This window comes from Collinsella sp. AM41-2BH (genome assembly GCF_003468085.1).
Lineage (GTDB): Bacteria > Actinomycetota > Coriobacteriia > Coriobacteriales > Coriobacteriaceae > Collinsella.
Map to the genome: position 1 here is coordinate 1 of NZ_QSGH01000007.1, position 24,346 is coordinate 24,346.

Genomic DNA, 24,346 nt, shown 5'->3' on the forward strand with positions numbered 1-24,346 from the left:
GGCATCGCAGGCAGCCGACCGAGGGCGTCCGGAAGTGAGCAGGGCATCCGTCTAACGACCGATTTCCAGCCAGTTGCACAGTACGTTGGCTCGTAGCTCCATTTCCGTCGTCTTTTGCGCCTTAGTTTTGCACCTATAGCGTAATTCCAAGCGCGAGCAAAGACTTCTCACGATCGCATCAAGCTGCTCGGCATCGTTAAGCATGTCATGCGTAACCAGGAAGACGTCATACCCCATACTTTGCAGCGCCGTCATGCGTTTGGCATCGTGGTCCAGCACGGCGCCTGATCCGTGGATGACCTCTCCCTGAATCTCCACGATGCCTGCCTTCATTATGGTTGGATTCACGATCACGATATCCCCGTAGCAGACTTTTTGCCCTGCAATGCTCTGCGCCGATGCGGTAAGCGGCGTAAGGTCGTTAACATAAACGTTACGAAAGCCGGCACCGCCGCGAGAGCGAGGAAGCGATAGCAATAAAATTGCTGCAACTTCAAGCGGAGAAGCTGCTATACCTGTCACCAGCTGCGCGGCGTTGTAAAACTTCGTACCCCACTTTCGTCTTTTCATCTTACTGGCGTACTCATGAAGCTCGTGTAATTCGATGAGCGGCTTCCTCATCCAGAGCGAAGTGCCCTTTAGCCTTGTGACCTCCTTCGTCTTCTTTTGTCCGTTGGGCCCCTTCGTATTTACCTGTTCTTTGGCATTTATGCGCGCATAAACGCGTTTCCATTGTGGTTCGTCTTGGCTTTCATCGAGGTCAAAGAGGGATTCGGTGGTTGCATTCTCGGCAGCCTCATTGGCTTTGTCTAGTTCCGCCTCTGCTGCTGCGGTGGGCTCAAAGACTGAGAACCATCCGCAGAATTCGTACATGGCAAGGACAAGATCGGTTGGAGACACAAAGCGCGCCATGGTAAATAGCGTCGCAAGTGGATTGGTAACCCTAAAGCTCATCGCGGTTTCCAGCGTGCTATCCACTCCGGAAGCATCATCACAGTGGATTGTTGTCCGTAATCCCGAATGGTAGTTAACGCCACCGGGCACTGTGGTGGTAATAATCGGGGTCTTGAGGATATCGGTTACGAAAGGGGCTTGGGCTAGAGCTCGCCAGCCGTCTTCTGGGCTTGGCAGTCTTGGGTAGAGGTCGCGGACCTGCGGTGGGCAGCGCCAGTAGCGGAATGCGGTGTTTGCGCAGACGATTTCGTCCATATGGGCCTCCCCTAGCTTTGGCTGCGTGCCGTTACGTTTGCAGGTAGACCGATTATCAATGGCGGCATCATGCGGGTAAGTACCGGAAGCTGACCAAATGCTGACCAATAGCTTGACGCATTTCGCCTAAAGATCGCCGTGCGGCACAAATCTGCTGGCAGGCGTTCTGGGGTCGTGGTCCCTATCTCCACATTTGTGCGTGAATCCCATGGCAAATTCAATGAAAGGTCGCATGAGCTTTATGCAAAACGCGCGATGACGTCAGCACATGAGAGATCAGCTAGAAACGCGTTTAAATATTTCGATTCGATTTTGGTGTCACCCTTGGTGTCAAAAAGAAAAAAGGCCAGAGACTTAACATCTCTGACCTGCGCTTTTGATGGTGGGCGATACAAGATTCGAACTTGTGACCCCATCCGTGTGAAGGATATGCTCTACCCCTGAGCCAATCGCCCGTCGCCTTTCGGCAAAAGAGATACTATCATAGCCGCGCGTGGTTTACCAAGAACTTTTTGCCCTCGATTTTAAATTCGTGAGTGCCAGTCAAGCCAAAGCAACCAAAGCAATAAATGAAACGGCAGCTAAACCATCATTTATCGCTTTATCCACGATGTCTCGGGGCGGCAGATCAGTCGCGCGTTGTTGTAGGCCATGTCGAGCGTGAGGCAGGTGCGTGCTGCGTAGAAACCGTCCTCGCGCTGGATGGTCAGCGCCAGTTCGGGCTTGTCGCCGGTCAGGCACAGCGGCAGCAGCAGCTGGATCCGACCGCCGTAGAACTGCGGCACGGCGAGCGTGTAGTTGGCTGCGGCGCGGCGAGCGTGTAGTTGGCTGCGGCGCGGCGGGCGGCCTCGACGACAGCTCCCTCAAAGGCGCGGCGCAGCAGCAGCGAGTTGCCCTCCCCCATCAGGCTGGCGGGAATACGCGTAAGGTTTTCCTCGTCGCCCAGAATGTGGTCGATGTTGGAGCGGATGGGCAGGCGGTAGTCAAAGACCAGCTCGGAGGGGTCCTCGGCAAAGCGCACGCGGCACGGCAGGTACTCAAACGAGACCAGCATGGGGTCGCTTTCCTTAAAGAAGCCCTTCAAAAACCAGCGCTGGCGCGCGTCGGGCTTGGTGTTGGGCTCAAACAGGCCGTAGATGGTCTCGTAGCGACGCGTGTACAGGCCGGTATTGAACAGGCAGCGGTCATCGTCGAACACCAGCGGCAGGTTGGACGGCCCGGTCTGGTCCACGTCGCGCTCGGTCAGGAACACCGCGCGGCTAAACGAAAACGACAGGTAGTTTTTGAGGATGCGGTTGCCGGGACCCCAGTCCTCGGGGTCGGCGAGATCGGCCAGACGGTCGTAGCAGGTCTCGGGGCAAAACGCAAACTCGTAGACATTGCTGCACAGGGTGCTAGGGAGTTCCATGTGGCGTCCAATCAATTCATTAACCGGCGTGCGGATGCTTAGATTCTATACGAGCGACAGATCGCCCGTGCCCGCAACGAATCCGCAGCGCAGCTCTTCGGCTAGCTCGCTGTTCGTGCGGCGACTGGAAACGAGGTCCTGGATCCAGGCGTAGTACTGGTTGTCCTTTGGTTCGGGGCTGTCAGACAGCACGACCGGAGTGCCTGCGAACCTTAAGACGGACAACGCAAAGACAAGGCTGGTTCGTTTGTTACCGTCTTCAAAGATGTGGTCCTTGACCATGTGCTCGGCCACGTAGGTGACCTGGTCAAAGATGTCTGTGAAGCGATCGGCCGGCGATTGACCGAATATCGTACAGAATGCACCCGCAAGCACGGACTCGACGCGTCCAAGCTCAAGCGCGGCCCGGTCGCCTGTGGCGTCGGTTGTATAGCAGCGCCCGACCGTCATCAACGTGCTGTGCAGGCGCATCACGGCCGCGGCCATATCTTCGAGCGAACCGGCATCATCGAGCACGAGCGGCGCGAACGGATGCGCTCCCCGCTTCGTGTCCGCCATCATGAGTTCTCCAAGAGCCTGAGCGCGTTGGGCATGTTCGAAATGGTCAGCCGAATAGCTTCGTCGATTGACGTGGTGCCGCCGAGCAAAATCGGTGATGCTGAATTTGCCACGTGCGCAGTTGAATGATCTTCTTGAGCAACGCAATCAGCGCCGTCATCTTGTTGAACATAGCTCCAAGGCATGTCTGACTCCTCTATAGCTTTACAGACGAAATAGCCTGCGAGTCGTACTCCAGAGCAATCGGTTGCCAGACGAGGTCTTCGATGGTGCAGTTTAGGGTGTCTGCAAGCGCCAATGCCGAGGAAACCGAGGCGCGGCGTAGGTCGAGCTGGTTCTGCTCGTAGAGTTGTATGGCGCGAAGCTTAACCCCCGATTGGGCGGCGAGCTGTTTTTGCGTTAGTCCGGCAGCCTTTCGTGCAGCCTTGAGGCCCTTTTTGTCTGCCTGGGCGTTGTTCCATTTTTCGATGACAATCTGGGCGAATTTATCTTCGGAGGCCTCGTGGAGCGGATGGTACGAGCCGATGATCCAATCGAGCGGAGCGACTTCGAGTAGCTTATTAAAGCCCAAGCTGCTCATCCATTGCGAATAGGCCATAACCCACCCCGCCCAATACTGAGGCGAACGGTCGAACGGATAGGTCTCCCTACATCTGACGGGGGTCAGTCCCGCATGGGCGATAATATCGCGCGCGAGCTCGTCGCCCGCCATGCCGCAGACGACGCGAGGCATACCGCGCTCAAACTGTTTCATCTCAAGAGCGTTCGACATGATCGCCGTCAACTCGGCTGGAGTCAGCCCTTGGTCACAGAGAGCAAAATCGACCGCCTCGCCCAGCGTTCTCATTGCATCCTCGAGATACATCTCACTGTAGGCGTGGGTCATCGCCCGTCATCCCCTCTCGAATGATATCGACGATACGTATTCCCTCAAACGGGTTTTCGGCAAGGAGCTCCCGATACTGCGCCCTTGCCGCTTCATCTCGTTCCTTGGCCAATGGACCATACAGAGCTTGCTGCGCACGTTCAAATCCAGCAAAACGAATGCTCTTAAACGCACGCTCGCTTTTGAGCACAATCTGCTCCCCCAGGTTACCGAGCCTCATAGATCGTCCAAGCTGATTAACGGTGATCGTATTGTTTACAAAAGCTCTGGCATAGCTAAAGTACGAGTCGTCCGCACGCCACCCCCTTATTACGTCGCAAGTGCTCGTCTGAGGTAGAAAGTGATCATGGAGATATTCGCACGCCCCCGCGGCAATGGCGGTATCTTTGCGAAAAGAACGATGCTCAACGAGCAATGCTATCCAATGCAGGACGCAATATTGCGGCGATAGCAAGTCAAGAACTTTGAGATCGGCTATATCGAGTTCATAGCGATTCGCAAAGCCATCGGCATCGCGCGAGCATGCCCATTCCCTTGCAAGGTCGAGGCTCTCTGTGCAATAGAATCCCTGTCCATAGTCGTTATGGATTTTCCCCAGGCCAAGCTGGGGAGTCTCAATGATTATCTGAGAACCATGCCACAGTTCCACGCGAGTCTCCTAACAGGTATCGCTCTAGCGATAGTATAACATACTATCGCTAGAGCGATACCTGTATTCAAATAGCAAGAGGGTGTCTGGAACCGAGTTTGAGTTCAATACTGACTTCTAAGGCTCGCCGTGTCCGGAAGTATGCGACAAAACTCAGACTTGCTGATCACGCCGGAGCACACTAACGCCTCGTCCTGCTTACAGAGCTTCATAGACACGCACCTCATCTTGCTCGATGCTTTTGCGGAATGCCGGGCGCATGTGCTCTGGTGGGTTGGTGACGATATCAACCTTTCGCCCAAGTTCCCTCTCGAGCTCATGGGAGAGTTCGTAAAGCGTGCCGAAAGTCATAGTATTGCCGCATACTAGGCGCAAGTCAATATCGCTATCGGGCGTTTGTTCGCCTCGGGTAAATGAGCCAAATAAATAGGCTTCGCTGACGTCGTATTGAGCCAGCACGCGGGAGGCGACGGTGGATATGTCGGAAGGCGAAATCATGGGATATTTTCCGTTCAACAGTAGAACGTCAGGGGGCCAGCGCCGAAACCGCCGGTCCGGCTTTTTGCCGTTCTGCAAGCTCGAAGATAAACGGAGCGTTTGATCTAATAAATTCTGTCAAGAAATTGAGGTCATCAGCAGTAAATCCTTCGACGTTGAACCATTTGACCGCAGGCAAGAAGCAATCCGCATGGTCAAAGCCAAAGTCAACCGGGCGTTCGACGGCTACGCGAACGGTTCCGTCTTCTCTTGTCTCTGAGTAGGCAAACTGAGTGCCGTCATCAAGCTGAACATAGCTCCAAAGCATGTTTGCCTCCTTATGTTTACATCCGAGTATAATGAGCAGACTAGATGGTTTGGATGTTCTTTGTAGAACAAGTTTGTCATAAAGACATTTTAGAATTTATGCAGACCCTCCGAAAAAGAAGATGCCCTCAACCCAAAGAGATTGAAGACATCTTATCAGTGGGCTTTCTTTTGATTCCGTTGGTCGCGCCCTACGACCAATTTCTGATTTTAAGTATGTTCAGGTAATGAAGGAAATGAGTGAGATTTCGAAAATGAGTTTGGCAGAATTAGGCAGAGTCAAATAACGAATGCCTCGTGTTATTTCTTACCCTTTGTTCGGAAGCAGAAGCTTGGTATATATCTGGAAGACAGTAAGAAGAAATAGGTCTTCCATGGTCTCGATTCTCTCGCCATCGAAACCGCCGGGGCACCCGTAGTACCTATTGTTGGCCTCGTCACCAGAGCCGTAGGTTGCCGCGTAGAATGCAGCGGTCGACGCGAATCGGCAGGCCTCTATCTCGGGGCTCGATTCGAATTGATAGTCATTTTTTAGATAGGAAATGGGGGCGAAGGAAGCGTCCCTCGATTCGAAGGCCTCGGAAAGGACCTTACGGATAAGGTAATCGTACCCCGGGGTACAGCTATCAGGGGGCAGGAACGAAGAGTCCAGGCACTCGGGAAGAAGGTTAACCCGAGGTTCTGGCAGTCTCTCCCCCGCATACCTTTCGAGGCTGTGAAGCACGTATTTCCCATCATCATAAAGAACAGATTCATCTTTTGGGAAGCGGTCACGGAGGACGGCTTCGACTGCGGCGATGCAACGGACGAACAGGTCTTCCTCTCCCCTGACCCGCAAGTCAAGACTGCAGTATTTAAGAATCAGATTCTGCACCTCCGGCACTAGGCAGCAGAATCCCCAATACATCTTACGTGAATAATGGAAAAGATCATTGTGCATGGCGGCAACGGCGCAAAGCGGTATTAGGCCTCTGTCGGCGTAATGGTTCGAGATGAACTCAATCGCTCGTGCCTTATTCCCTTCGGCGTGCCTACGCTCATCCCTCTCGTCCTGACGACGTTCGAATACTTCCATGCGCTTGCTCTGATATATTTGTATAAAGGCGATAACAATTGTCGCAGCTAAAGAAAATACCGAGCATATAAATTCAGGCATCGTGCTTCTCTCCAATAGAATTCTTATACAAAATCCAGTAATCACGCGATCCAATTATTGAACATTTTTACGCATAGGGCGTTTGCTTTGATCGGAGCCATTTCATTATGAGCTTGTGCGAGTCTAACGGAATATTGGTGAGCCTATAAGGACTGGTTAAATCAAGCCATCTTTCGTCGACGAATCGGCGTCATCTGACAATGCATGAGGAGAACGTTGATAGATATACACCATCGTTTAAGCTCACTGGATTAGTTCTTGATAAGATGCGAAGAATAGCAGCAAGGAGATGATTGTATGGTTCGGCGAATCTCTAAATCGGAAATTGGCGGCGCACTTGAGCAGTGGCATGTCGGTTCATTAATGAAATTTGTTACGCAGAGAGTTTATGCGGAACAACTTATCCAGGGAATCCCCTACCTGCAGGCGGTTGATGAATTTAGATCAAAAGAGGCGGGAGATGGAAGGTCTGATGCCTACGAGGGTCTCCTTACAAGTTTTATGTCTGTTGGTTCAAGTCGTGCAATTTACTGCATGACGGCACTTGAAGATTCGAATTATCAATTCTTCCTACAGAGTAAGGATGGGCGGCGCATTAGAGACGAATTTTCAAATAGAGGCGCTGCAGTTTTGATTAAGGATCCTGTCGAGTTTTTGCTTCGATTTCAGGAAGCGGAACCTGAAGGTATCAATTTTGGACTGGTTTCTTATGACGGAGACATATTTGAGTCCAAGGTGGCGTTATCCAACTTTAAGCAGGCAGCCAGTGAAGTTACTTTCCACAAGAATCGTGCATATGAATATCAACATGAGTTTCGAATCGTCACTGGCCACGACTGCGATATCGACTTTAAATAGGAGGACAGGGATGGTGTAACGCACAACGTGTTCAACGGTTACATTCCCTATCAGGGTTTGAGACTTGGCTCCCTTGATGACATTGCTGAATTGCTTACCTTTCAGTGAGCGTCTGTCGACAACGTTAAAAGGCGCGAGTTGAATTATGTTTCACTTATAAGGGCGGAGTATCCAGCATGAGCAAGAACAAAAGCGACCAGAACGCGCACGAAGAGCAAGTGTTCAATGATGTTCTTAAGCTATCGATGGCCTCGGGTGGATACAAGAAGAAAGCTGCCTTGAAGGTAAGTGGATCTATTAACGCAGGCAGCGAGTGCCCTGATATTGTTATTACCCGCGAAAATGGATCCATTGTTGGTTTGGAACATTTTAGAATCGACCATAACATCAAACATGGTCGAAACGCTCAATCAAAATCTGCTGAGCTCACATCGGTAATGAAAGCTGACTATGAAAAGCTGGTGCCAAGGCTTAAAGCCGACGACGTATCGTCGGAGGAAATGGCAAGTTTAGTCGCAAACTATGTCTCAGTGGCCAAATATTATCAAAGCTGTGCATGTTGCGATGATTTGACGCGCTCTCTAGATGCTCGGTTGTTTGGTGAAAAAGCAGGTCATGCTCGCAAATTGCCAAAATACCGCAATCACCTTACTGAACTTAGTGGTGATGATGGACGCATTGAATTGGGCTATTTAATTGAAATTCATTCAGATTTTCAGGGATTATTCATGCACGATGGAACAAGAGTGGCCCGCCTCGACAGTGGGCAATGCCCACTTTATGCGGAAATTTACGATCTTCTATTCAGGGCATCTTGTGAGGTCGATTGGATCCTAATGGGTTTTTACCCATGCTTGACTGACCAGATTGCAAATGCCGCCATCATAGATTGCCGTAATAATATGTTTAAGGAGAGCTGCCGCAGGCAGCGTCTTAAAAGAACGGAATATTTAGGTCTAGGTAAAACGGAACCCTTTCTCAAGCAAAGTAGAGTCGGAGAATCAGAAATTGAGCTTTGCGGAGATAAAGTAAATATCAAAATTGAAAAACCCGCTGAAGGGATTTCCCCTGAGCTCCTATTTTGCACTGCGATAAATGATGCTGCAAGAGCATTAAATCTTGATAGAAGCGGCGAAACGTATACAGCAACGATTTCTGTTCAACTGATTTACGAACTCGTGCGGATGAGGAATAAGAAGATACGAGGCATCGTAACAATCTATGACGTTATACGGCTGCTTGCAGAGATTGAGCCAGCTATGTTAAAACAGGCAATCGACAGTTTTGGTGAACGGTATAACATTTCCGAAACACCAGACTTTTGCTTATAGACAATCCGGGATGTCACTAAGAAACCAGCTCATACAGCTCACCAATGAGTCCGGTTTAATATTTTCCCGCATTAGCACCGTCGAATATTGCGAGGCAACTCTGATGGTCTTTCGCTTGGGCAGCAGGGTCGACAAAGATCCCGGTGCCCTTTCGTTGCCTTCAGTCCAACCTGCGACATTATTGAATGCTTTTCTCATCCATGTGGACCTGGGTCGCATGTCACGATTCAGCCCATGATCACGTCCGTATGGCCTCTGCCTTCGATAATTGGGCGCCTATAAGCAAACAAGCAAATAGCAATGCCTTGTGGATGTCCCTTTCTTCCAAATGGCAGCTATCTCAACAACGACATGCGGCAGCTAGAAGCATTGTACCAAGCAGGAAAAGCGTCACGGAAGCTGCGACCCAGTTGTTGTCGCCGGTCTTGGGGAGTAACGCAGTTGTCGCGGTGGCGGTTGCGGTCTTGGGCTTATAGGACGTGGACACCGTGGTCTTGGTTACTGTCGTTGTTGTCTTGGTTGTCGCGGCCGCGGGCTTCAGCGAGGGATTTGCCGTGGGTACCGTGGTGGGCTCTCCGGTAGCGGGGTTGGCATTGGCGGGAGACTTGTCCGTGCTATCGCCCAGCACGTCGTGTCCATCGGTCTCCCCCGCCGGAGGCGTGGCCACATCGGGCTCAACCACCACATGCGGTGCCACCGCACCGGAGGCGTCCACCACGCCGCTAGCACCAAAAGCCCCACCAGCAGGCGTCACAAACCGCGCAGATACAAGTGACCCGCCCGTGCTCGCAAGGCCGCCGTCGGCACCGGTTGCATCGAGCCACGAGGCGTCGACGGAAAGCCGACAGCCGGCCGCACCGTCGCCAAGGCCCGCATCCTGCAGACACACGCCGTAGGCGCGCACGCCCGCTCCGGACCCGGCGCCCGCGGCGACGAAGCGCCCGCCGCCGCGCACGGCCATATCGCCTGCGATCACGCCGGCGACCGCCTCGTCCGTAATATCGGCCCCATCCGCCCGCGCATCGACGGTGCATCCGTCCACCACGAGCGCCTGCGAGACGTGGATCCCGCACTGTGAGCCCGTCGCCGTCAGGGTCCCGGTACCGCGAAGCGTCAGGTTGCCCCACACCTCCATGCCGCACAGCGTGATGTCCGCATCGGGCGCATGCGACTCCGTCACGGAGTTTTGCCCGGCAAGCGTCAGCACCAGGTCGCCTTCGGCGCCGATGGCCTCCCCCGCGTAGCCGTTAAGCTCCAGGTGGTCGGCATCGGTCCAGGCCCAGCCGGGGCCCGACACGCCCGGCTCGTAGTACGTCTCGCCCGCGATGATGAGGCTCTCCGCGCCCGCGGCATAAGAAGGCCCGCCCAGCAAAACGCATAGGCAGGCCATGGCAACAATCGCAATGTAATGACGGCTGGTGTGGGACTCGGCAGCAAACATACCCGCTCCGATCTTCGCAGGAGCCAATAGAATGTGCACCAGAAAATGCCCTGGTAGCAGCAGTTATTAGTTTAGCGAGATCAGACGATGAGCAAAGAATAAAACCGTGATCAACTCCCAAAATTAGGTGTAAATCGTTTTGCCAGTCGGCGAAAGGAAGAATCGCCTCGAGTCGATTGGCGTTCATAAATTCCTAAGTCTGTAACAAAGGACCCTTACAGGTTGAAATCGTAAGAATAGCCTACTTTGACAATTGCTTAAAATCCTGAGCTGATGATTCCGCAGCCTCAACCATTGTTAACCAATCGTCTAATTTTGGAGGACGAACGGTCCATAAAGTATCTCGGCCCTTCAGCACATCTTCATTTGGTGGAACCATTGCACATATAGCTTTGTTTCCGTACTGATCATCTGGGCTTAAGACTAGCTTACGTTCAGAATCTTTTATTTGGTCTGCTGAGCATTCTGAAGAACCAATTACTAGAGTAGTCTGTGCAAAACCGCAGAATGCCTCTTTGCTTCCAAGCTTAACAGCTATAGGCTTAATCCAGCGCGCTAAAGAGGGGTATTCAAAGTTTGGGACTTCATCCCCTTCTAGATTAAACCCATGTGATTCCCAACTATATACAATCGTTTCGCCATCGAGCAGTCTTGCTGCATCTTTAATATTTGCGACTTCTCCTTTAGTGATTTTAAAATAATCAGGGAAAGGCATTTCGCCGTCCGCAGCCCTGTTAATAGTTTCTAACGCAACCGCAAGACCGTATATGGCATTTACTTCGGCAACCACATCATCCCTGAGGCCGAGATAAAAATAGAGAGCACTCGTGCCATCGATTCGAAGCTCCACTTTTTCATCTTCGGCTTCGCTTAAGAATCGATAAGTTCTTACTACATCTCGAGAACGCTTATTGAGTAATTTGTTAAATGAAAACTCATAGTTAATCGTTCCGCCGGACTGGCTGCCGATCCATTTAAAGCTCAATCGAAAGGTTTCCGTCGCGTCATGGGCAGAAAAGAAAGCTCCCTTCGTTCCATGAGTGGCCTTATCAACTATTAGATGTAGTTCACCACAGCCTTCCCAGAACAACGAAGCCGACCTTATGCAAGTTGATGTGGGCAGATCAAGGGTCTTAATGATTCCCTTTCGAATACCATCGCAGGAACGTCCAACGGGCAATTGGTAGGCCTGATCAATCACTTCCGCCGGCAACGAAGTGAAGGGCATACCATACTCGATAAAATTTTTGGCCTGTTCCTTCTCATCGTCAGTCCCTGCAGTGATTTTCAGTGAAAACCTTAATGGATGCAGCATTGAAGCAATTGGCGTCTTTTCAATTACGTCGATTGCGATTCGACCTGCTCCCGGGGTTACTAGAATTTGGGACATAACAACGCCAGGGGCACATGCGCAAAAATCATCGCGTTTGTCGTATTCTGAGAGCACGTGAACTGAATATGCATAGTAAGGGTCCAGTTTATCAAGATGGGAACATAGATCGCGCAGCCTATTTTCGAGAATGGCTGGATCGCTGCAGTCTGGAAGATTGGCCATGGAGAGCAGTTTCGCAGCATACTCAGAGACCTCTTCTTTTCCATTTGAAAAGTAATAATCAATTACTTCTGGGTGTTTGGACGCCCAGCCATCAACTCTTGAAAGGCCATCCCAGACGAATTTTGTACCAGAAGTTTCAACCAGCTCCTTAGCCCATCTTAGATTCTCATTTGTGGGATCTAATGGCATAACAAGATGCCAGCTATTTATTTTTACATGCAAATCGACTGTGGTTGCCGATAATTCCTGCCACGAATTTTCAATCTGAGCTTTCTGGCCGTTTTTTAGATTTTCAGCAAATTTCTTAATTTGATATATGTCGACCGTTTCAGCATCAAGGTAAACGATAAGGTCAATTCCTCCATCGCCCCTAGAAGGTCGAATTTTAATGGCGTCTCGCTCTTCAAGAGAAATAAACGTCGCAAGAACTGACTCGATATCCTCACCTGAATATCGAGTCCAAGGGATACGTCCAGTCATCGCTGCACCTCAATAGAAGCTAAATAAAAAAATCCAATCACTAATTTAAATATTCGGGTTTAATGAACTTGATTCCCCTCTTTTTAATGGCCCCCCACTCATCAGACGGTAACCACTCTTTTGATCGAATATGATAGAGAAAAAGCCACATCTCTTCAAATTCACGCCCTTCTATTGGGAATTCCTTAGCATGCTTTGTAAGACGATCAAGCAAATATCCATCGCCAAAATGCTTGGCGTAAAGATAGACGAATAAGTATAAAAGACAGTCATTAGCCCTTTTGATATCTTCAAAATCGGGCATATCAACCTTAAAATCGAACTTAATTGCGTAGTAAAGGCCGTAGCAAACCGAAAGGTGATCACCGTGATTAAGACAATCAGAGATAATAACCTTTGAGAGACACTCAATATAATCTTTGTCCATACTCAAAGGCTCAATTATTGCTTTCTCGAATGACGGCAGCAAATAAGGAAATACGATTGCAAGGTGCATAGCATAGTCCCGAAAATAGGCTTTTGCCGAAGGCTTTAGTGAGCGCGATGCGAGCATTTTGAACGCGTATAGCAGTATTGAGGCATTATTCTGGTAAGAAGGAAGAAGACTGGTCGCGTATTCCAAAAAAGATGACACATCTTTGTAATCAAGCGGGTCCGATTTATTAGGTTCATTGCGCCTTAATGAATTTACCCAGGCATTAGAAAGCGCTATGGGTAATTCTAGTATTTCAGTTTTCTTCTGATTCAGTGTTAGACGAAACTTGGACAGCTCTTCCTGCAACGAGATGATGAACTGCTCGGCCTCGTATCGCGATGCGACATAACAATTGTAGTCATCGATATTTCGAATAAATCTATAGCCTTTGTTAAATAAACTAGCATCGATAACTGTGAGAATTAATTCTGAGACAACATTGGAAGCGTGTGGACCGATAAGTAATCCGTGGGTTTCGCCGTCGCACGCCTTTTGAAGTAGTCCGTCAATTTCGTTCGCCCAACCGCCCCGACGGGAACTTCTATTTTGCTTTGCGTTATCCCTTCCCATAATCGCCCAAGGCAAAGAATGCGTGTATATACTCGGAAAACAAGTGGAGATGTCGCATTTCACGAGGTATTTTTTACCAATAAGAATAGTTGGTTCAGGGTTAGGATCAGTCATCCAGTTTGAATAGTTCATTTGGAATATTGCTTGCGAATCGGGAATCACACGAGGATGAATCCTGCTAACTGCATAAGGCTGCGGTAATGTGTATTTTTGAACGTGACGGACTATATCGCCCCAATTGTCGGCTAAACCGCGGACGAGTCGCTCGTAGGTGAAGGGGGTTGGTATGCCGAATTTTCGATATTGTCCATTGCACCGAATGTAATTAAATCTAATCCACTCTGAGCGTGAATCGTTGCTTGCCATTTTGCGATTATTGCAATACGTAACAAATTGTTCTGCCGAAAAAATCGGCGGTAGTTTGTCGGCAAACCATCCGGCAAGCATTAGTCCGTTATAAACAGCATCTTCGGATAACTCTTGCCAATATGCCCAGTAAGGCTTGGAAGGAGCAAAGAGCTTGTCACATAATTGAGATTCCATTGCCGACCTTAAGATAGGCTACTTAATGAACAATAGTTTAATCAAATAGCTGCATAGATATTTATGAAATACTTCAATTTAGAAGTGTGAATCACATTGAAATTGCTGTAATTAATTTAAAGGATTTCTATGTGCCTGCAGTCAACCTATTAATACCGATCCGATTGCTTATACTAAATGCTGGCTCGGGTCTACGTAACTAATACGAGCCAGTTATATTGCTCCTATTATATTGAGGTCCGAGAGAAGCGGGGCCATCGCACTCCCCAGATGTCGCCAAACAAGTCCTTCGCGTACGCCCTGTCTCTGCTACGAGCTTGTCCGTTTAAGTAGGCTTTATCGTGCTCCCGTGACGCATATCCTTAATGTAATTACTTCTATCCTAAAAGTCCTCCAACGGCAGGCGAAGGCCATCATATGAGCCACTAGAAACGGCCAAACTGCGTCACGAGATAGCTTGCTTGGACAATCGGTAGATACGGAGTGTTGCCACTAATCGACATGTAATCTATCCATTCTCTCAGCGCCATATAGGACCTGCTAGTTGCATTTGGCGCTGAATTGCACCTCTCTTGTTTAGCTGGCATAGAGTTTTGTATGATGCGGCAAGAGTGTTTTCTCTTTCAAAGAGATCTTGCCGTTGATCGGGCTCATCTAACCTTTCAGAAGCCTGTTCAAGCGTCCATTGATATTCCCTTGCATTCTTGAGCATCTTATTAAATAGAATCTGATACTGATACATTGAAAACAAAAGGGATTGATAATCTTCTATGAATTCGGCAATTGCCTTTCCACTCTTTCCCTTGAAGCAAAATCTCGCCTCCATGGCGAGCGATCTCATTTCATCAAGCTTTAAATGCAATTTAAGTTGAAGGTCGGCATCTAACACCTTATTAATTGAGGCTGAGATTGATTGCAGGTACGTGGTGTTAGTCAGCCATACAAATAGTAGGTCGATTGCCATTTGCGGTTCGTCGTCATGTTCCAAGTTCTTCGCGTTTTTTGCGTAAACGCTCATGAGATTATCGACGGTTATCCATATATTTAAACGTCGATTGAATAGAGACTGTTTATTGCTGAGACGAGCCTGGTAACAAGAAATGAGCAACGCGATGATTGCCACAATCGCTGAGATGTACTCAGGTAAATTTGTTAGGTTCATTGTCTCCTCCGCAGCCAAAAATCAATTGGCAATACTACAATTATCGATCTGCATTCAGGATTCTCTGACAATAGGAATTACGTTACTGAGGTCATTGATCGTAGTAGAATATCCGATTGATTTGAAAGTCGTTCCACATCGTAGCTTATGCTGTTAGTTGATTGGTTATATGGGCTGTTTAGGGGATAATTCCCTAATTGATATCCTTTCCTTTAAACGACGTGGATAGCATCATCAGAAGAACGTCGTTGACCATTCGTCCCCTGAAGTTGCAAAGCGCGGTAAATGAAATCATACTAAGCAGTTTCATGCCCTGCTCATCGATCCTTCCTTTTTCAGGAGGGCAGTAGACGATTAATCCGCACTGGGGCTTTTTACCTCGGACAACAGCATTGAATTCTTCGTTGCTTAGATATTCATGAACAATAATCATTAAAAGCGCTGATTGAGCTTCATCAAGGTGTTTGTTGGTGACATGCTGAATATTTCTTGTTTTAATAAGGCCGGAATTGACCAAATCTTTTCGAATGTCATTAAAATCATCAAGTCCTGCGATAATAGCGATTTTCTTTGCGAATAACGCTAGCCCGAATCTGATCAGGGCTTGAGTAATGCCAGCAAAAGATCCCGCGGCAACTACCAACAGTGCGATGAACCCAAATACTGAGCAGATAGCAGTTATGCAGTCACGGGCGCTATAAAAGATTTGTAGGAGCTGTAGTATTATTTCCAACAATTTATCCATATCAATTATCTACTCCACATTAATGAAAAACGGACGGGTCCATCGTACGCAATAGCCTTTACGCACAACAAAGCACTGCACGATATGTTTTCCGGTATAGGCTGTTTCTTCTCGTCTTGAAGTTTTCCCTTCGTTGGGAGCTTCAAAGCCCCCACGCTGACAGCATCGCATAGCCTCTTCACCGGTATTGGTGATCTGCCATCTTACACGCCCGTCTTTAATTGGGCTGTATGTGACTTTATATATCACTGAGGACCCTTTCGGAACCGCCGGCCCATCATTTGGAAGATTGATTTGTTTGCCCGAAGGAAGAGTGGCAGTTGCAGTGATGGTTGCATTTGGTTTTTGAGATTGCAAGGGATACTTCAGCTTTTGTCTATGGGTAACGGACAACGCGCGTTCCTGTGCAATTCGCCTCGTTCCAGCTGCGTAAGATCTCGATTCATTCCCTGCTGGGAAATTAATGCCAAGAATGGTTCTCCAAATATCGTTGCCAGTGCCTTTTTCTGCAAGAAGATCAAGTTGTTCGATCAGTCTATTTGAAAACTCAAGGAAGTCGTTGTGTTTGTACTTTTCCGCTAGGTTATTTTCGCAAAATGCGGGATCTTCGATAAATGGAGTGTTGCCAGAACTTAAATCTTCTGAGTACGCTTCTGACAAATTGGCCATTGTTTGCATTACACGCTCTTCAATCGTGAGGTGCGGTTCTGGTAAATTATCAGCAATCATTTTCTCAAGAGTAATTCCCTTTGGATATTTGACATTCGATGGACAGTTTTCTCTTCGCCACCATTTAAAAATTTTCACCAAAGGCTTATATGCATTTTCATACCCTTGATTAACTTCTGTTGTCCAAGAAATATGTTTCTTCGGATCAGTTCGCTTCCAAGTGCCTTCCTTAGATGATCCAATATTAAGAAAACCGTTTTCATCTCTGACCAAGGGCACAACATCAAGATGGAAACTTGCCATATCTATACCGACAGAATGATTTTGAATAGTCGTTTTTTGGTAACAGCTGCGTAGTTTGAGGGCCTTTTCAAGCTCATTCAATACAAAAGTCGGAGAATCGTTTGTTGAACGACTAGTTTCGATGACAACGTCAATATCGCAGCAATCCGAATTCTTTTTTGGACGAATGAACGTTTGCTTAGCGTAAGATCCTGACAAATAGCTGTGAACATAAATATGTTTATAGCTCTCACAAGTTTTCAAGTGATTCCTAAGATTCTGGTGAAGTCTGCTTGCTTCATCGATAGTAGATTTACTTGGGTTGATATCTTTTAGAAAAGACTCGAAGTCGGTACTGTTTGCCACAATTCTCCAATTCAAACGTATGTTCTATTATAAGTAATAATATTCGAGTAGATTAATTTATGTGACATCAATTTAAATACTGATTCGAATCTTAGATTGATAGTTTCTGCCAGGGTGTTTTTGGTTTTCCATTTATGAAATCGACCCCTGAGGATCTGTTTTACTCCTCAAGGGTCGATTTCAATTTATATATCAGTTTAGAAAACAGTTGATGATTCAGAGACCGGAAGGCCCCCGAAGATCGTGTCGAAAATGTGAGCCTGATTCTAAATCAAATTATGTAGTCATCATGACCCTAGCATAGAGTCTTTTATTTGGTTTGCTTAACCAAGTACCAAATAGCGAAGACACATTCAAGTGCTTACGGAGGGGTACGTTGGTTCAAAAGTTGGCTTAGTCAATTTTTGAACCAACGTAAGTCAAAACTCATGGAGAGAGTTTACGTGGAAGTAGCTAAATTTCGGCTTCCGTTATTCGCAAGTTGCTGCTTGCGTTGTAGTTAAATCAATGAAAGATAAGCATGCAATTGAGATGCTGACCGCTATCATCCAGACGAATGATAGTTACCACTCCCCCATGCTTCAGATTACGGCATGAATAATGCGCCGAGTGTATATCTAAGCGCGGCTATCTCGCTACGCCTTCACCACAGGTGTCGCTCCCGAGCTTGATAGGCGACAGTTCGATGTGGTCTTTACTTGCGTCGAATTGACCCAGCAGGCCAGCTATGGCGGCGGATACACTATCATCGATGTAAAGACCGCATTTGCCTCCACGCTCAGCTGCTCGCGCGAACTCGACGAGCTCGTTTCGAATTCCCTCGCCGTCAAGCTGGAAGAAATACCGCTTGTTTTGAGAAGGATCCTCTTTGCGTACCTCGAAGTAGTCTGTTTTCCACCAGGGAGCGGGTACGTAAATGTAGCCATCCGTGCCGGAAACCACAAGCGACCCCTCAGATTTAGCCGCCTTGCCGAAAACCGCCTCGCCGTAGCCATCCTCGAATGCCAGTCGGATCTCACCAAACGCGTCAAAGCCAGCGTGACCTTCAAGGTCGGCCCTTACAAAATCGGCTGATTGATAATTAGTTCCGAGTAGCTGCAAGATGGGCAGCAACGCTGCTGGACCCCAGGCTTTGGAGCTCGACCACTTGCCCTCAACGCTCGAGATGTCCTCACTGCCAAGATCAACAAGGCTGGTGCATACAGCGCGCACCGACAGAACTCGTCCAATGTGACCACTCTTGGCGAGCAGAAGCAGTCGATGGTAGGCCGTTGAATACGCCGTCTTGATCGCGTCGGCCAAAACGAGGCCCTTTGAGCGTGCGAGCGCCTGCAGTTCCTGGCACGCCTCACGCGTTGAGGCAATGGGGCTCTCACATAGAACATGTTTGCCCGCCTCAAGCGCTCGCTTAATCTGTCCATAGTGCTGATTGGGATGCGATGCAAGGTAGATTGCGTCGCATCGACCGACTATCTCATCGAAATCATTAACCTGTTCGACTAAGCCACAGCCTGCGAGGCTTCCATCACTGTCGATCATCGCGCAGGTGGGGTCAACGCCATTCACGAAGGCACTTTCACGCAGATACTTCTCCACTAGCACACGCTTGCCCACGTACCCCATTCGTAGATGTCCACTTTCGGCGCGAAGCTCGGTGCTCGAGACGCCTTGCGTGCGATCAAGGTAGACTACCTCACAGTATTCCCTGAGATAGTCGAACTTACCAACCCAGTCAGAGCCTACGGTGAACACATCAATTCCCATACGTCTGATGTCGTCAATCTTCTGGCCCTCGTACTCTTCAACGATTACTTCGTCAGCAATCCCGAGCTCTTGGACAGAACGCATGCGCTCGTTGAGGGTTTGGGAAACGTTAATCTTCCCGCGCACCTTGTCGAAGCCATCGGCGGTTACGCCCACGACCAGGTAGTCGCCGAGCGCCTTGGCGCGTTCCAGCAGGCGCACATGGCCCCGGTGCAGAAGGTCGTACGTTCCATATGTGATCACTTTCCTCATGGGCCTCACCTTCCCTTTCGTGGCTTGTTTAGTAATTGCCGCAGTGCTCGAGCTTCGCGACGTGGAAGGCTTTCTCCCACCCATGGGCCTCGTACCAAGGCCACAGTGGCTCTATGTAGCAGTACAGCAAAGGTATGAGGCCGCGCGCGGCCACTTCGACGGCCAGCGATGAGAGCACCCGCGCCCCGACACCCTTCTCCGCGCCAGGGCGTGCCTTGAGCCCGGCGCAGACGGCAACATCGTCGGACTCGGCATAGGTTGCCATATGCGCAGCAATTCCTTCGCTATCCCTAATGACTATGCTCCTGCAGCCCTGAAGCCGCTCTCTCTCACACAACTGAGCCACGAGCGCGCTGACGTCGTAGTGCTTGCCAATCTCCTCGTCGCCGCAGATGAGCCTGGCTATCTCAGGATAGTCGGCCTCGGTCGCCCTGACCGCCGCGGGGTCTGGTACCTGAGTTCCGTCAGCCCGCATAACCCACCCCTCAGACAAACTGTAGTCGGCGAGCACGGTGGCGAGCTCTGCCGCTGCACTGTAAGAGGTCTGGACCATGGAGGGGTCCATTTTCTCAACGAGGGTCGCGACGGCCCGGATTGCGCGGTGGCCTGCCTGCCCGCAGAAGACGACCTGGAGTCCGTCATAATATCGGTAAACGACCGCTTCGAGTCGGCTTTCGTCGAAGACCTCCCAGCACGCAACGTTGTCGCCCTCGAACCCGTAGGTCAGCGCATCGATAAGTGCGTAGGGGTTTTCAACGCGCTGACCTTCCAGAACACGCCGCAGGCCCTCGTCCCAGCAGGCCACTTTCTTCACATTCACGTTCGTTTTCCTTAAAACTCGTAGCTCGATACCGGAGAGTGCTGCCCTCGGCGGTCCTCGGGCGGCAACTGCATGTAGTCGCCATAGATGTAAGTGAGGATCGCGTCGAAGTCACGTGTCCCCATCAAACGTTTCCCTTCGAACTCGTACTCCGACAGGTCCTTAAACCACTCCTTAGGCATCGCGTAACGCTCTTCGAGCGGATTTTCTCGATAGAGGGTACCGGTAGCTGGAAACAGCAGCGTCCTTACGCGGTTGGGGCTGTCGTCCGTGCTCTTGCGCTCCATTGGAGCGGCTAGAGCATAAACCGCCTTTGCGGGTATCTTGGACAACAGCGAGAACCAGGCCCTGAGCGGAGCCGACACGCGGGGGTCGAGTCTGCCGACCTCAGACCATAGGACCTTGCGCAGGCACATGCACCAGAAGTCCTGCAGAATTTGGCCGCCCACACCAAGAGGCACGTCGTCCATGGGGAACACGTCGACAAAGACTCCTGTTTTGCACTTCAAGTGCTCCTGTCCGACCCTCACGTACTTCGTTCCGGTGCGCCTGAGCTTGCCGTACCCCCACCTGTATTCAGGATCGCTCAGATGGTCCTGGAAGAAACAGATGGACGGGTCCATCTCATGGGCGACAGAACGGAACCTCTCGTAGTCCTCACGAAGCATTGCAATATCAGCATCATCATCCCAGGGGATATAGCCCTTGTGGCGCACTGCGCCAAGGAGCGTCCCGCCGAAGATTGTGTACGCAATCCCGTGAGCGCGACACACGCGGTCGAACTCCACGAGCATGTCGAGCTCCAATAGCTGCATGCGCCGGAAGTCCTCTCCTTCTATGACCTTTACCTGTTTCATCTGCGCCCCCACCTAGAACAGACCCTCGGCCGATAGCGAGGTCAGGCAGTCGATAAGCCTGTCGTTGTCCTCCTCTGTGATGGCACCGATGTGCCCGATGCGGAACACCTCGTCGCACAGCGCGCCTCCGTTTGGGCACAGCCACATGCCGTACCCGGTTTTGGCGCGCTCGATGATTGCCTTTGCGTTGCTCGCGGGGCAACGGAGCGCCGTCACTGCATTGGAGGGGTTCTCGGGGACCATCTCGAGTGTGGTGCTCGTCAGGGCGTCGCGCACGGCCTTCGCGCGCGACGCGATCTCGGCGCGCTCCGCGTCGATCCCGCGCGCCTCGATCGACCTCAAACGCGCATTGATCTCAAGCAGCGTGTTGACAGCAGGCGTCCAGGGAGTCTGCCCACGCTCGCCGTTGCGCAGGGCTTCCTTTAGGCTCAAGTAGGAGCAAACCTCGGGATTCTCCGCTACCCTTTCCTGTCCGCGCGGCGAGAGAGCCATGATGGAGATGCCCGGGTGGCAAGCTAGCGCCTTTTGCGAACCCGTCAGCACCACGTCGGCGCCGAGAGCCGCCATGTCAATCTCTTCGGCGATGAACGCGCTCACTGCGTCGACGATCAGGGCCATCCCGCGCTCGCGGCAAAAGTCGGACAGGAGGCTCATGTCGTACAACAGTCCTGATGAGGTCTCATGCATGTTCACGAGCAGCGTACCGCAGCTGAGATCCACTGCGTCTTCGAGGTTTTTCCGCGCTATCTGGTGCCCGAACTCAAGTTCGATCTCGTCGACGGTGTGCCCGTGCAGCTGGCATAGGTCGACGAACCTTTGTCCGAAACTGCCGCCATTGACCACTGCAACTCGTTCAGCGGGCGCTAAAACACTCATCACAGCAGCTTCCATAGCGCCTGTGCCAGAAGCCGTTAGAAACACGCAGCGTGAATCCTTGGGTGCGGACAACAAGTCCAACATAATGCGCTCGTTCTCTTGCATTACCTGAGAGAACTCTGGCGTGCGGAAATAGGGTGCGCTCTTGGCTGAAACTTCCAGCACCTCGCTGGGACTCATAACCGGACCAACGGTGAAGTTAAGCATCTGCATTCTCCTTTGTTTCTTCGTTCACGCACCATGCCTTCAGGCAGTGCGTCTGTCTTTTGTCCTCCGGCGGCAGCTGCATGTAATCCCCGTAGCACTTGGTCAGGTATTCGTCCCAGCAGCCCATAGCGGGGAGCATGTGCTCCTCGAACTCAACCTCGACCATGTCCTCGTAGCCTTCCTTGGGAAGCGACCACCCGTGTTTGGCCAGTCCGAGTACGCTGCTGACGCGGCTTGCCGCGTCATAACCAGGCTCGGTTGCAACGCGCTCAGCCATTGCCATCATCTTCGTCTTTGCGTGCTCCGGATTAAGAAGCGCTTTGGCTGCGTTCTTTATGAAGCGTTTTCCCATTGAGTCCGAATTATGATTGGCGCTCGACCAAACGCTTGCACGCGAGGCCTTGTTCATGCGGACTTGCATGCGTTCAATCTCGCTTTCGTTAGAAGAAACGCCATCCATAACGAAAACATCTATCCAGAGCATTTGATCCATTACCCCTTTATAGGTAGGCTCCTGAGCTCTAATACTTTCGGTGCAGAACTTGCGCCAGGGGTAAACAAACGGGCTGTTCTCGGGGCCAACGAGCCTGAGTCCAGCCGGCAACTCGCCAGCAAGCGTTGCAAGACGATCGTAATCGGGGCGTGGCATACAGACGTCGATATCGTCATCCCAGGGGATGAATCCCTTGTGGCGAATAGCGCCAAGCAAAGTGCCGGCCGTAAGCGAGTATCGAAGGCCGTGTTCGGAGCAAAAGGCATCAAACGCTTCAAGAAGCTCCAGCTCCTTCTGGTGTAGCTCTTCGATAGAGAGTGGGTTGATGTTACACATGCAACTTTCCCTTCCTTAAACATTCAATCAGCGCAAACCCCCTGGTTCCAAGTAGCGCGACCTCGGCTATGCAGCGGATTACGCAGATCGCGAACAAAGATGACCGGCCGAGAAGCGCCATCGCGAGGAGCAGAGCAGCGTTAATAACACCGGAGGCAACAGTCGAGGCGGTAAGTTCGTTGACCTTACCCAAAGCGCCGAGTACCGGCCAGCCAATCAAGATCGAATAGAAAGAGAGCGGCAGGACAGGGCTGAGGGCAACCATGACCCAAGAACCCGCAACGTAGCCCTGTCCGCCAAGTAGAAAAAAAACCTGCGGGGACAGCAGGCAATACGCAACGGTGCCGACCAATAGCGCGGGAGCTGCCATAATCGCCATCTTCCTAACAGCGCCCAGATCCCGATGCGCCACAACATGGGGATACAGACTGCTGGATATCGGAGAATAGAGCGCTTGAACCGCGCTTACGGTTGTAAGGGCGAGCGACCAGTACGCAATTTCCGTCGGGTCGGTGAGCACGATTCCCACGACGAAAGTGGTGAACCCCGAGACAAGGGTGGTGCCGATGTTCGACACGCAATACACGGCAGATCTCTTTAGCTCAGCCAAGGCGTTTCGGAAGCCACCGAAGGAAACCCGCACGCCGTAGCGGGTTCGAACGGTCATGAAGCTCCAGATAAGCGCTACCAAGCCGCCCAGGGCATCCGCAACTGCGACGAGCAGAAGATCCTGCGGTCCATGGACCACCAGAAGAGTCAGGCCGACCGTGATCACCTTTGCCGCGAAGAAACGCGTGGTTAGCGGCTCCATGTCCTCAAAACCTTGAAACATGAAATCTGGTAGCAAGGCCCTGAGCACGGTGGAGACATAGGCAATCAGTACATACCCCATATTGTCCCAGAGCAGTGGGATGAACTGGGCGACGACCACGACGACCGCGCACAGGCCGGCGGCGAGGAGAAGACGAGCGAGCTCTATGGAGCCGAGCAGGCGTGAAAGGACCTCGCAGTTGTCCCTCAGGTCGACGACTTGCTTTGTTCCGGAAAGCATGAAACCGAAGTCGGCGAGCGTCTGGACGATTCCCATGAACGACAACACGTAGGCATAGACGGCGTAGCCACCCGTGCCCAGCACGCGCGTGAGGTACGGCACGAGGATGAGGGGGAAGACGTACTTAAGTACTTGTAATCCGTACTGCCAAATTATGTTTTTGGCGAGTGTATTACTGCTTTTCAATATCTATATCAACCCAAACAAATTTCAGTTTTCGTTTCTATTCGAGCTAAAGCGCAAGGCAATAAAGAGCGGGTGCCTGAGCCCTTAAAGCGAAAGCGACGCCAGCCGCCAGAGGACGCTATTGACTTCCAAAAGAACCTTCTCGGGATGGTCCATTTTTTTCGAGGAACGACTTGCACTTTTCCCCGGCGACCTATTCGCCTTCATCAACTCGCTAGCCAAAGCAAAAACGCAGCGAGATTCCCCGTCAACGAGCGCGACCGTGAGGTTTGCAAACAAGAGGCTGAGCTGATAGAGGGTCTGGTCATACATCCTCTGGTGAAAAGGAAAGCCCAATGTCCGGCGCGAAGCAAGCAT

General features: G+C 50.7%; 24 protein-coding genes and 1 tRNA gene. 2 read left to right on the top strand and 23 right to left on the bottom strand.

What is annotated here, in order from left to right:
* Positions 1 to 51: 51 nt before the first annotated feature.
* From DW899_RS04845 to DW899_RS04900, 11 genes are all read right to left on the bottom strand, one after another.
* On the bottom strand, positions 52 to 1,209 hold the full coding sequence (locus tag DW899_RS04845) for a hypothetical protein (RefSeq protein ID WP_117800180.1): 1,158 nt from the start codon (positions 1,207 to 1,209) through the stop codon (positions 52 to 54).
* A gap of 380 nt (positions 1,210 to 1,589) precedes the next feature.
* A tRNA-Val gene (locus DW899_RS04850) sits at positions 1,590 to 1,664 on the bottom strand.
* Positions 1,665 to 1,802: 138 nt separating this feature from the next.
* Positions 1,803 to 1,994: a DUF3825 domain-containing protein gene (locus tag DW899_RS04855; RefSeq protein WP_117800181.1), complete on the bottom strand. Its 192-nt coding sequence runs from the start codon at positions 1,992 to 1,994 to the stop codon at positions 1,803 to 1,805.
* Positions 1,943 to 2,617 (bottom strand): DUF3825 domain-containing protein, encoded by a 675-nt coding sequence (locus DW899_RS04860; RefSeq protein WP_117800182.1) that lies wholly within the window; start codon positions 2,615 to 2,617, stop codon positions 1,943 to 1,945. The genes DW899_RS04855 and DW899_RS04860 overlap by 52 nt, the downstream gene beginning before the upstream one ends.
* Before the next feature lie 45 nt (positions 2,618 to 2,662).
* Positions 2,663 to 3,175, bottom strand: a complete 513-nt coding sequence (locus DW899_RS04865) for a Fic family protein (RefSeq protein WP_158549386.1) — start codon at positions 3,173 to 3,175, stop codon at positions 2,663 to 2,665.
* Positions 3,175 to 3,360: a hypothetical protein gene (locus DW899_RS04870; RefSeq protein ID WP_117757177.1), complete on the bottom strand. Its 186-nt coding sequence runs from the start codon at positions 3,358 to 3,360 to the stop codon at positions 3,175 to 3,177. The genes DW899_RS04865 and DW899_RS04870 overlap by 1 nt, the downstream gene beginning before the upstream one ends.
* Before the next feature lie 11 nt (positions 3,361 to 3,371).
* A complete protein-coding gene (locus tag DW899_RS04875) occupies positions 3,372 to 4,061 on the bottom strand; it encodes a helix-turn-helix domain-containing protein (RefSeq protein WP_117800183.1) in 690 nt (229 codons plus the stop codon).
* On the bottom strand, positions 4,042 to 4,710 hold the full coding sequence (locus DW899_RS04880) for a DUF3990 domain-containing protein (RefSeq protein ID WP_117800184.1): 669 nt from the start codon (positions 4,708 to 4,710) through the stop codon (positions 4,042 to 4,044). The genes DW899_RS04875 and DW899_RS04880 overlap by 20 nt, the downstream gene beginning before the upstream one ends.
* Before the next feature lie 198 nt (positions 4,711 to 4,908).
* Positions 4,909 to 5,208: a nucleotidyltransferase family protein gene (locus tag DW899_RS04885; RefSeq protein ID WP_117800185.1), complete on the bottom strand. Its 300-nt coding sequence runs from the start codon at positions 5,206 to 5,208 to the stop codon at positions 4,909 to 4,911.
* 28 nt (positions 5,209 to 5,236) lie between these two features.
* A complete protein-coding gene (locus DW899_RS04890) occupies positions 5,237 to 5,515 on the bottom strand; it encodes a hypothetical protein (protein WP_117800186.1) in 279 nt (92 codons plus the stop codon).
* A 306-nt stretch (positions 5,516 to 5,821) separates the two neighbouring features.
* Complete coding sequence (locus DW899_RS04900; protein WP_117800188.1) at positions 5,822 to 6,670, bottom strand: hypothetical protein; 849 nt, start codon at positions 6,668 to 6,670, stop codon at positions 5,822 to 5,824.
* Positions 6,671 to 6,967: 297 nt separating this feature from the next.
* On the opposite strand from DW899_RS04900, the gene DW899_RS04905 reads away from it, so the two are divergent.
* Both DW899_RS04905 and DW899_RS04910 read left to right on the top strand, forming a co-directional pair.
* Positions 6,968 to 7,528 (top strand): hypothetical protein, encoded by a 561-nt coding sequence (locus tag DW899_RS04905; RefSeq protein ID WP_117800189.1) that lies wholly within the window; start codon positions 6,968 to 6,970, stop codon positions 7,526 to 7,528.
* A gap of 176 nt (positions 7,529 to 7,704) precedes the next feature.
* Positions 7,705 to 8,859 (top strand): hypothetical protein, encoded by a 1,155-nt coding sequence (locus tag DW899_RS04910; RefSeq protein WP_117800190.1) that lies wholly within the window; start codon positions 7,705 to 7,707, stop codon positions 8,857 to 8,859.
* Between the two features lie 340 nt (positions 8,860 to 9,199).
* Here the strand turns inward: DW899_RS04910 and DW899_RS04915 are convergent, their stop codons facing one another.
* From DW899_RS04915 to DW899_RS04965, 12 genes are all read right to left on the bottom strand, one after another.
* Positions 9,200 to 10,300: a hypothetical protein gene (locus DW899_RS04915; protein WP_117629373.1), complete on the bottom strand. Its 1,101-nt coding sequence runs from the start codon at positions 10,298 to 10,300 to the stop codon at positions 9,200 to 9,202.
* Between the two features lie 241 nt (positions 10,301 to 10,541).
* The gene (locus DW899_RS04920; protein ID WP_117629372.1) at positions 10,542 to 12,335 is read right to left on the bottom strand and encodes a hypothetical protein; all 1,794 of its coding nucleotides are present in this window, start codon (positions 12,333 to 12,335) and stop codon (positions 10,542 to 10,544) included.
* A 40-nt stretch (positions 12,336 to 12,375) separates the two neighbouring features.
* Entirely contained in the window at positions 12,376 to 13,923 is a 1,548-nt protein-coding gene (locus DW899_RS10455; protein WP_147349724.1) for an RNA-directed DNA polymerase, read from the bottom strand.
* A gap of 520 nt (positions 13,924 to 14,443) precedes the next feature.
* Positions 14,444 to 15,085 (bottom strand): hypothetical protein, encoded by a 642-nt coding sequence (locus tag DW899_RS04930; RefSeq protein ID WP_117629370.1) that lies wholly within the window; start codon positions 15,083 to 15,085, stop codon positions 14,444 to 14,446.
* A 193-nt stretch (positions 15,086 to 15,278) separates the two neighbouring features.
* Positions 15,279 to 15,830, bottom strand: a complete 552-nt coding sequence (locus DW899_RS04935; protein ID WP_117629369.1) for a hypothetical protein — start codon at positions 15,828 to 15,830, stop codon at positions 15,279 to 15,281.
* 9 nt (positions 15,831 to 15,839) lie between these two features.
* Positions 15,840 to 17,147, bottom strand: coding sequence for a nucleotidyltransferase (locus DW899_RS10460; RefSeq protein WP_147329330.1), 1,308 nt, complete (start codon positions 17,145 to 17,147; stop codon positions 15,840 to 15,842).
* Positions 17,148 to 17,774: 627 nt separating this feature from the next.
* Positions 17,775 to 19,163 (bottom strand): Gfo/Idh/MocA family oxidoreductase, encoded by a 1,389-nt coding sequence (locus DW899_RS04940; RefSeq protein WP_117629368.1) that lies wholly within the window; start codon positions 19,161 to 19,163, stop codon positions 17,775 to 17,777.
* A 28-nt stretch (positions 19,164 to 19,191) separates the two neighbouring features.
* Positions 19,192 to 19,983 carry a hypothetical protein gene (locus DW899_RS04945; protein ID WP_117800192.1) on the bottom strand — a complete coding sequence of 264 codons (792 nt, stop codon included), beginning with the start codon at positions 19,981 to 19,983 and terminating at the stop codon, positions 19,192 to 19,194.
* Positions 19,984 to 19,994: 11 nt separating this feature from the next.
* On the bottom strand, positions 19,995 to 20,840 hold the full coding sequence (locus DW899_RS04950; protein WP_117629404.1) for a phosphorylcholine transferase LicD: 846 nt from the start codon (positions 20,838 to 20,840) through the stop codon (positions 19,995 to 19,997).
* A gap of 12 nt (positions 20,841 to 20,852) precedes the next feature.
* Positions 20,853 to 21,923 carry an alanine--glyoxylate aminotransferase family protein gene (locus DW899_RS04955; protein ID WP_117629366.1) on the bottom strand — a complete coding sequence of 357 codons (1,071 nt, stop codon included), beginning with the start codon at positions 21,921 to 21,923 and terminating at the stop codon, positions 20,853 to 20,855.
* The gene (locus DW899_RS04960; RefSeq protein ID WP_117629365.1) at positions 21,916 to 22,752 is read right to left on the bottom strand and encodes a phosphorylcholine transferase LicD; all 837 of its coding nucleotides are present in this window, start codon (positions 22,750 to 22,752) and stop codon (positions 21,916 to 21,918) included. The genes DW899_RS04955 and DW899_RS04960 overlap by 8 nt, the downstream gene beginning before the upstream one ends.
* Entirely contained in the window at positions 22,745 to 23,989 is a 1,245-nt protein-coding gene (locus DW899_RS04965) for an oligosaccharide flippase family protein (RefSeq protein ID WP_158551642.1), read from the bottom strand. The genes DW899_RS04960 and DW899_RS04965 overlap by 8 nt, the downstream gene beginning before the upstream one ends.
* Positions 23,990 to 24,346 lie beyond the last annotated feature (357 nt).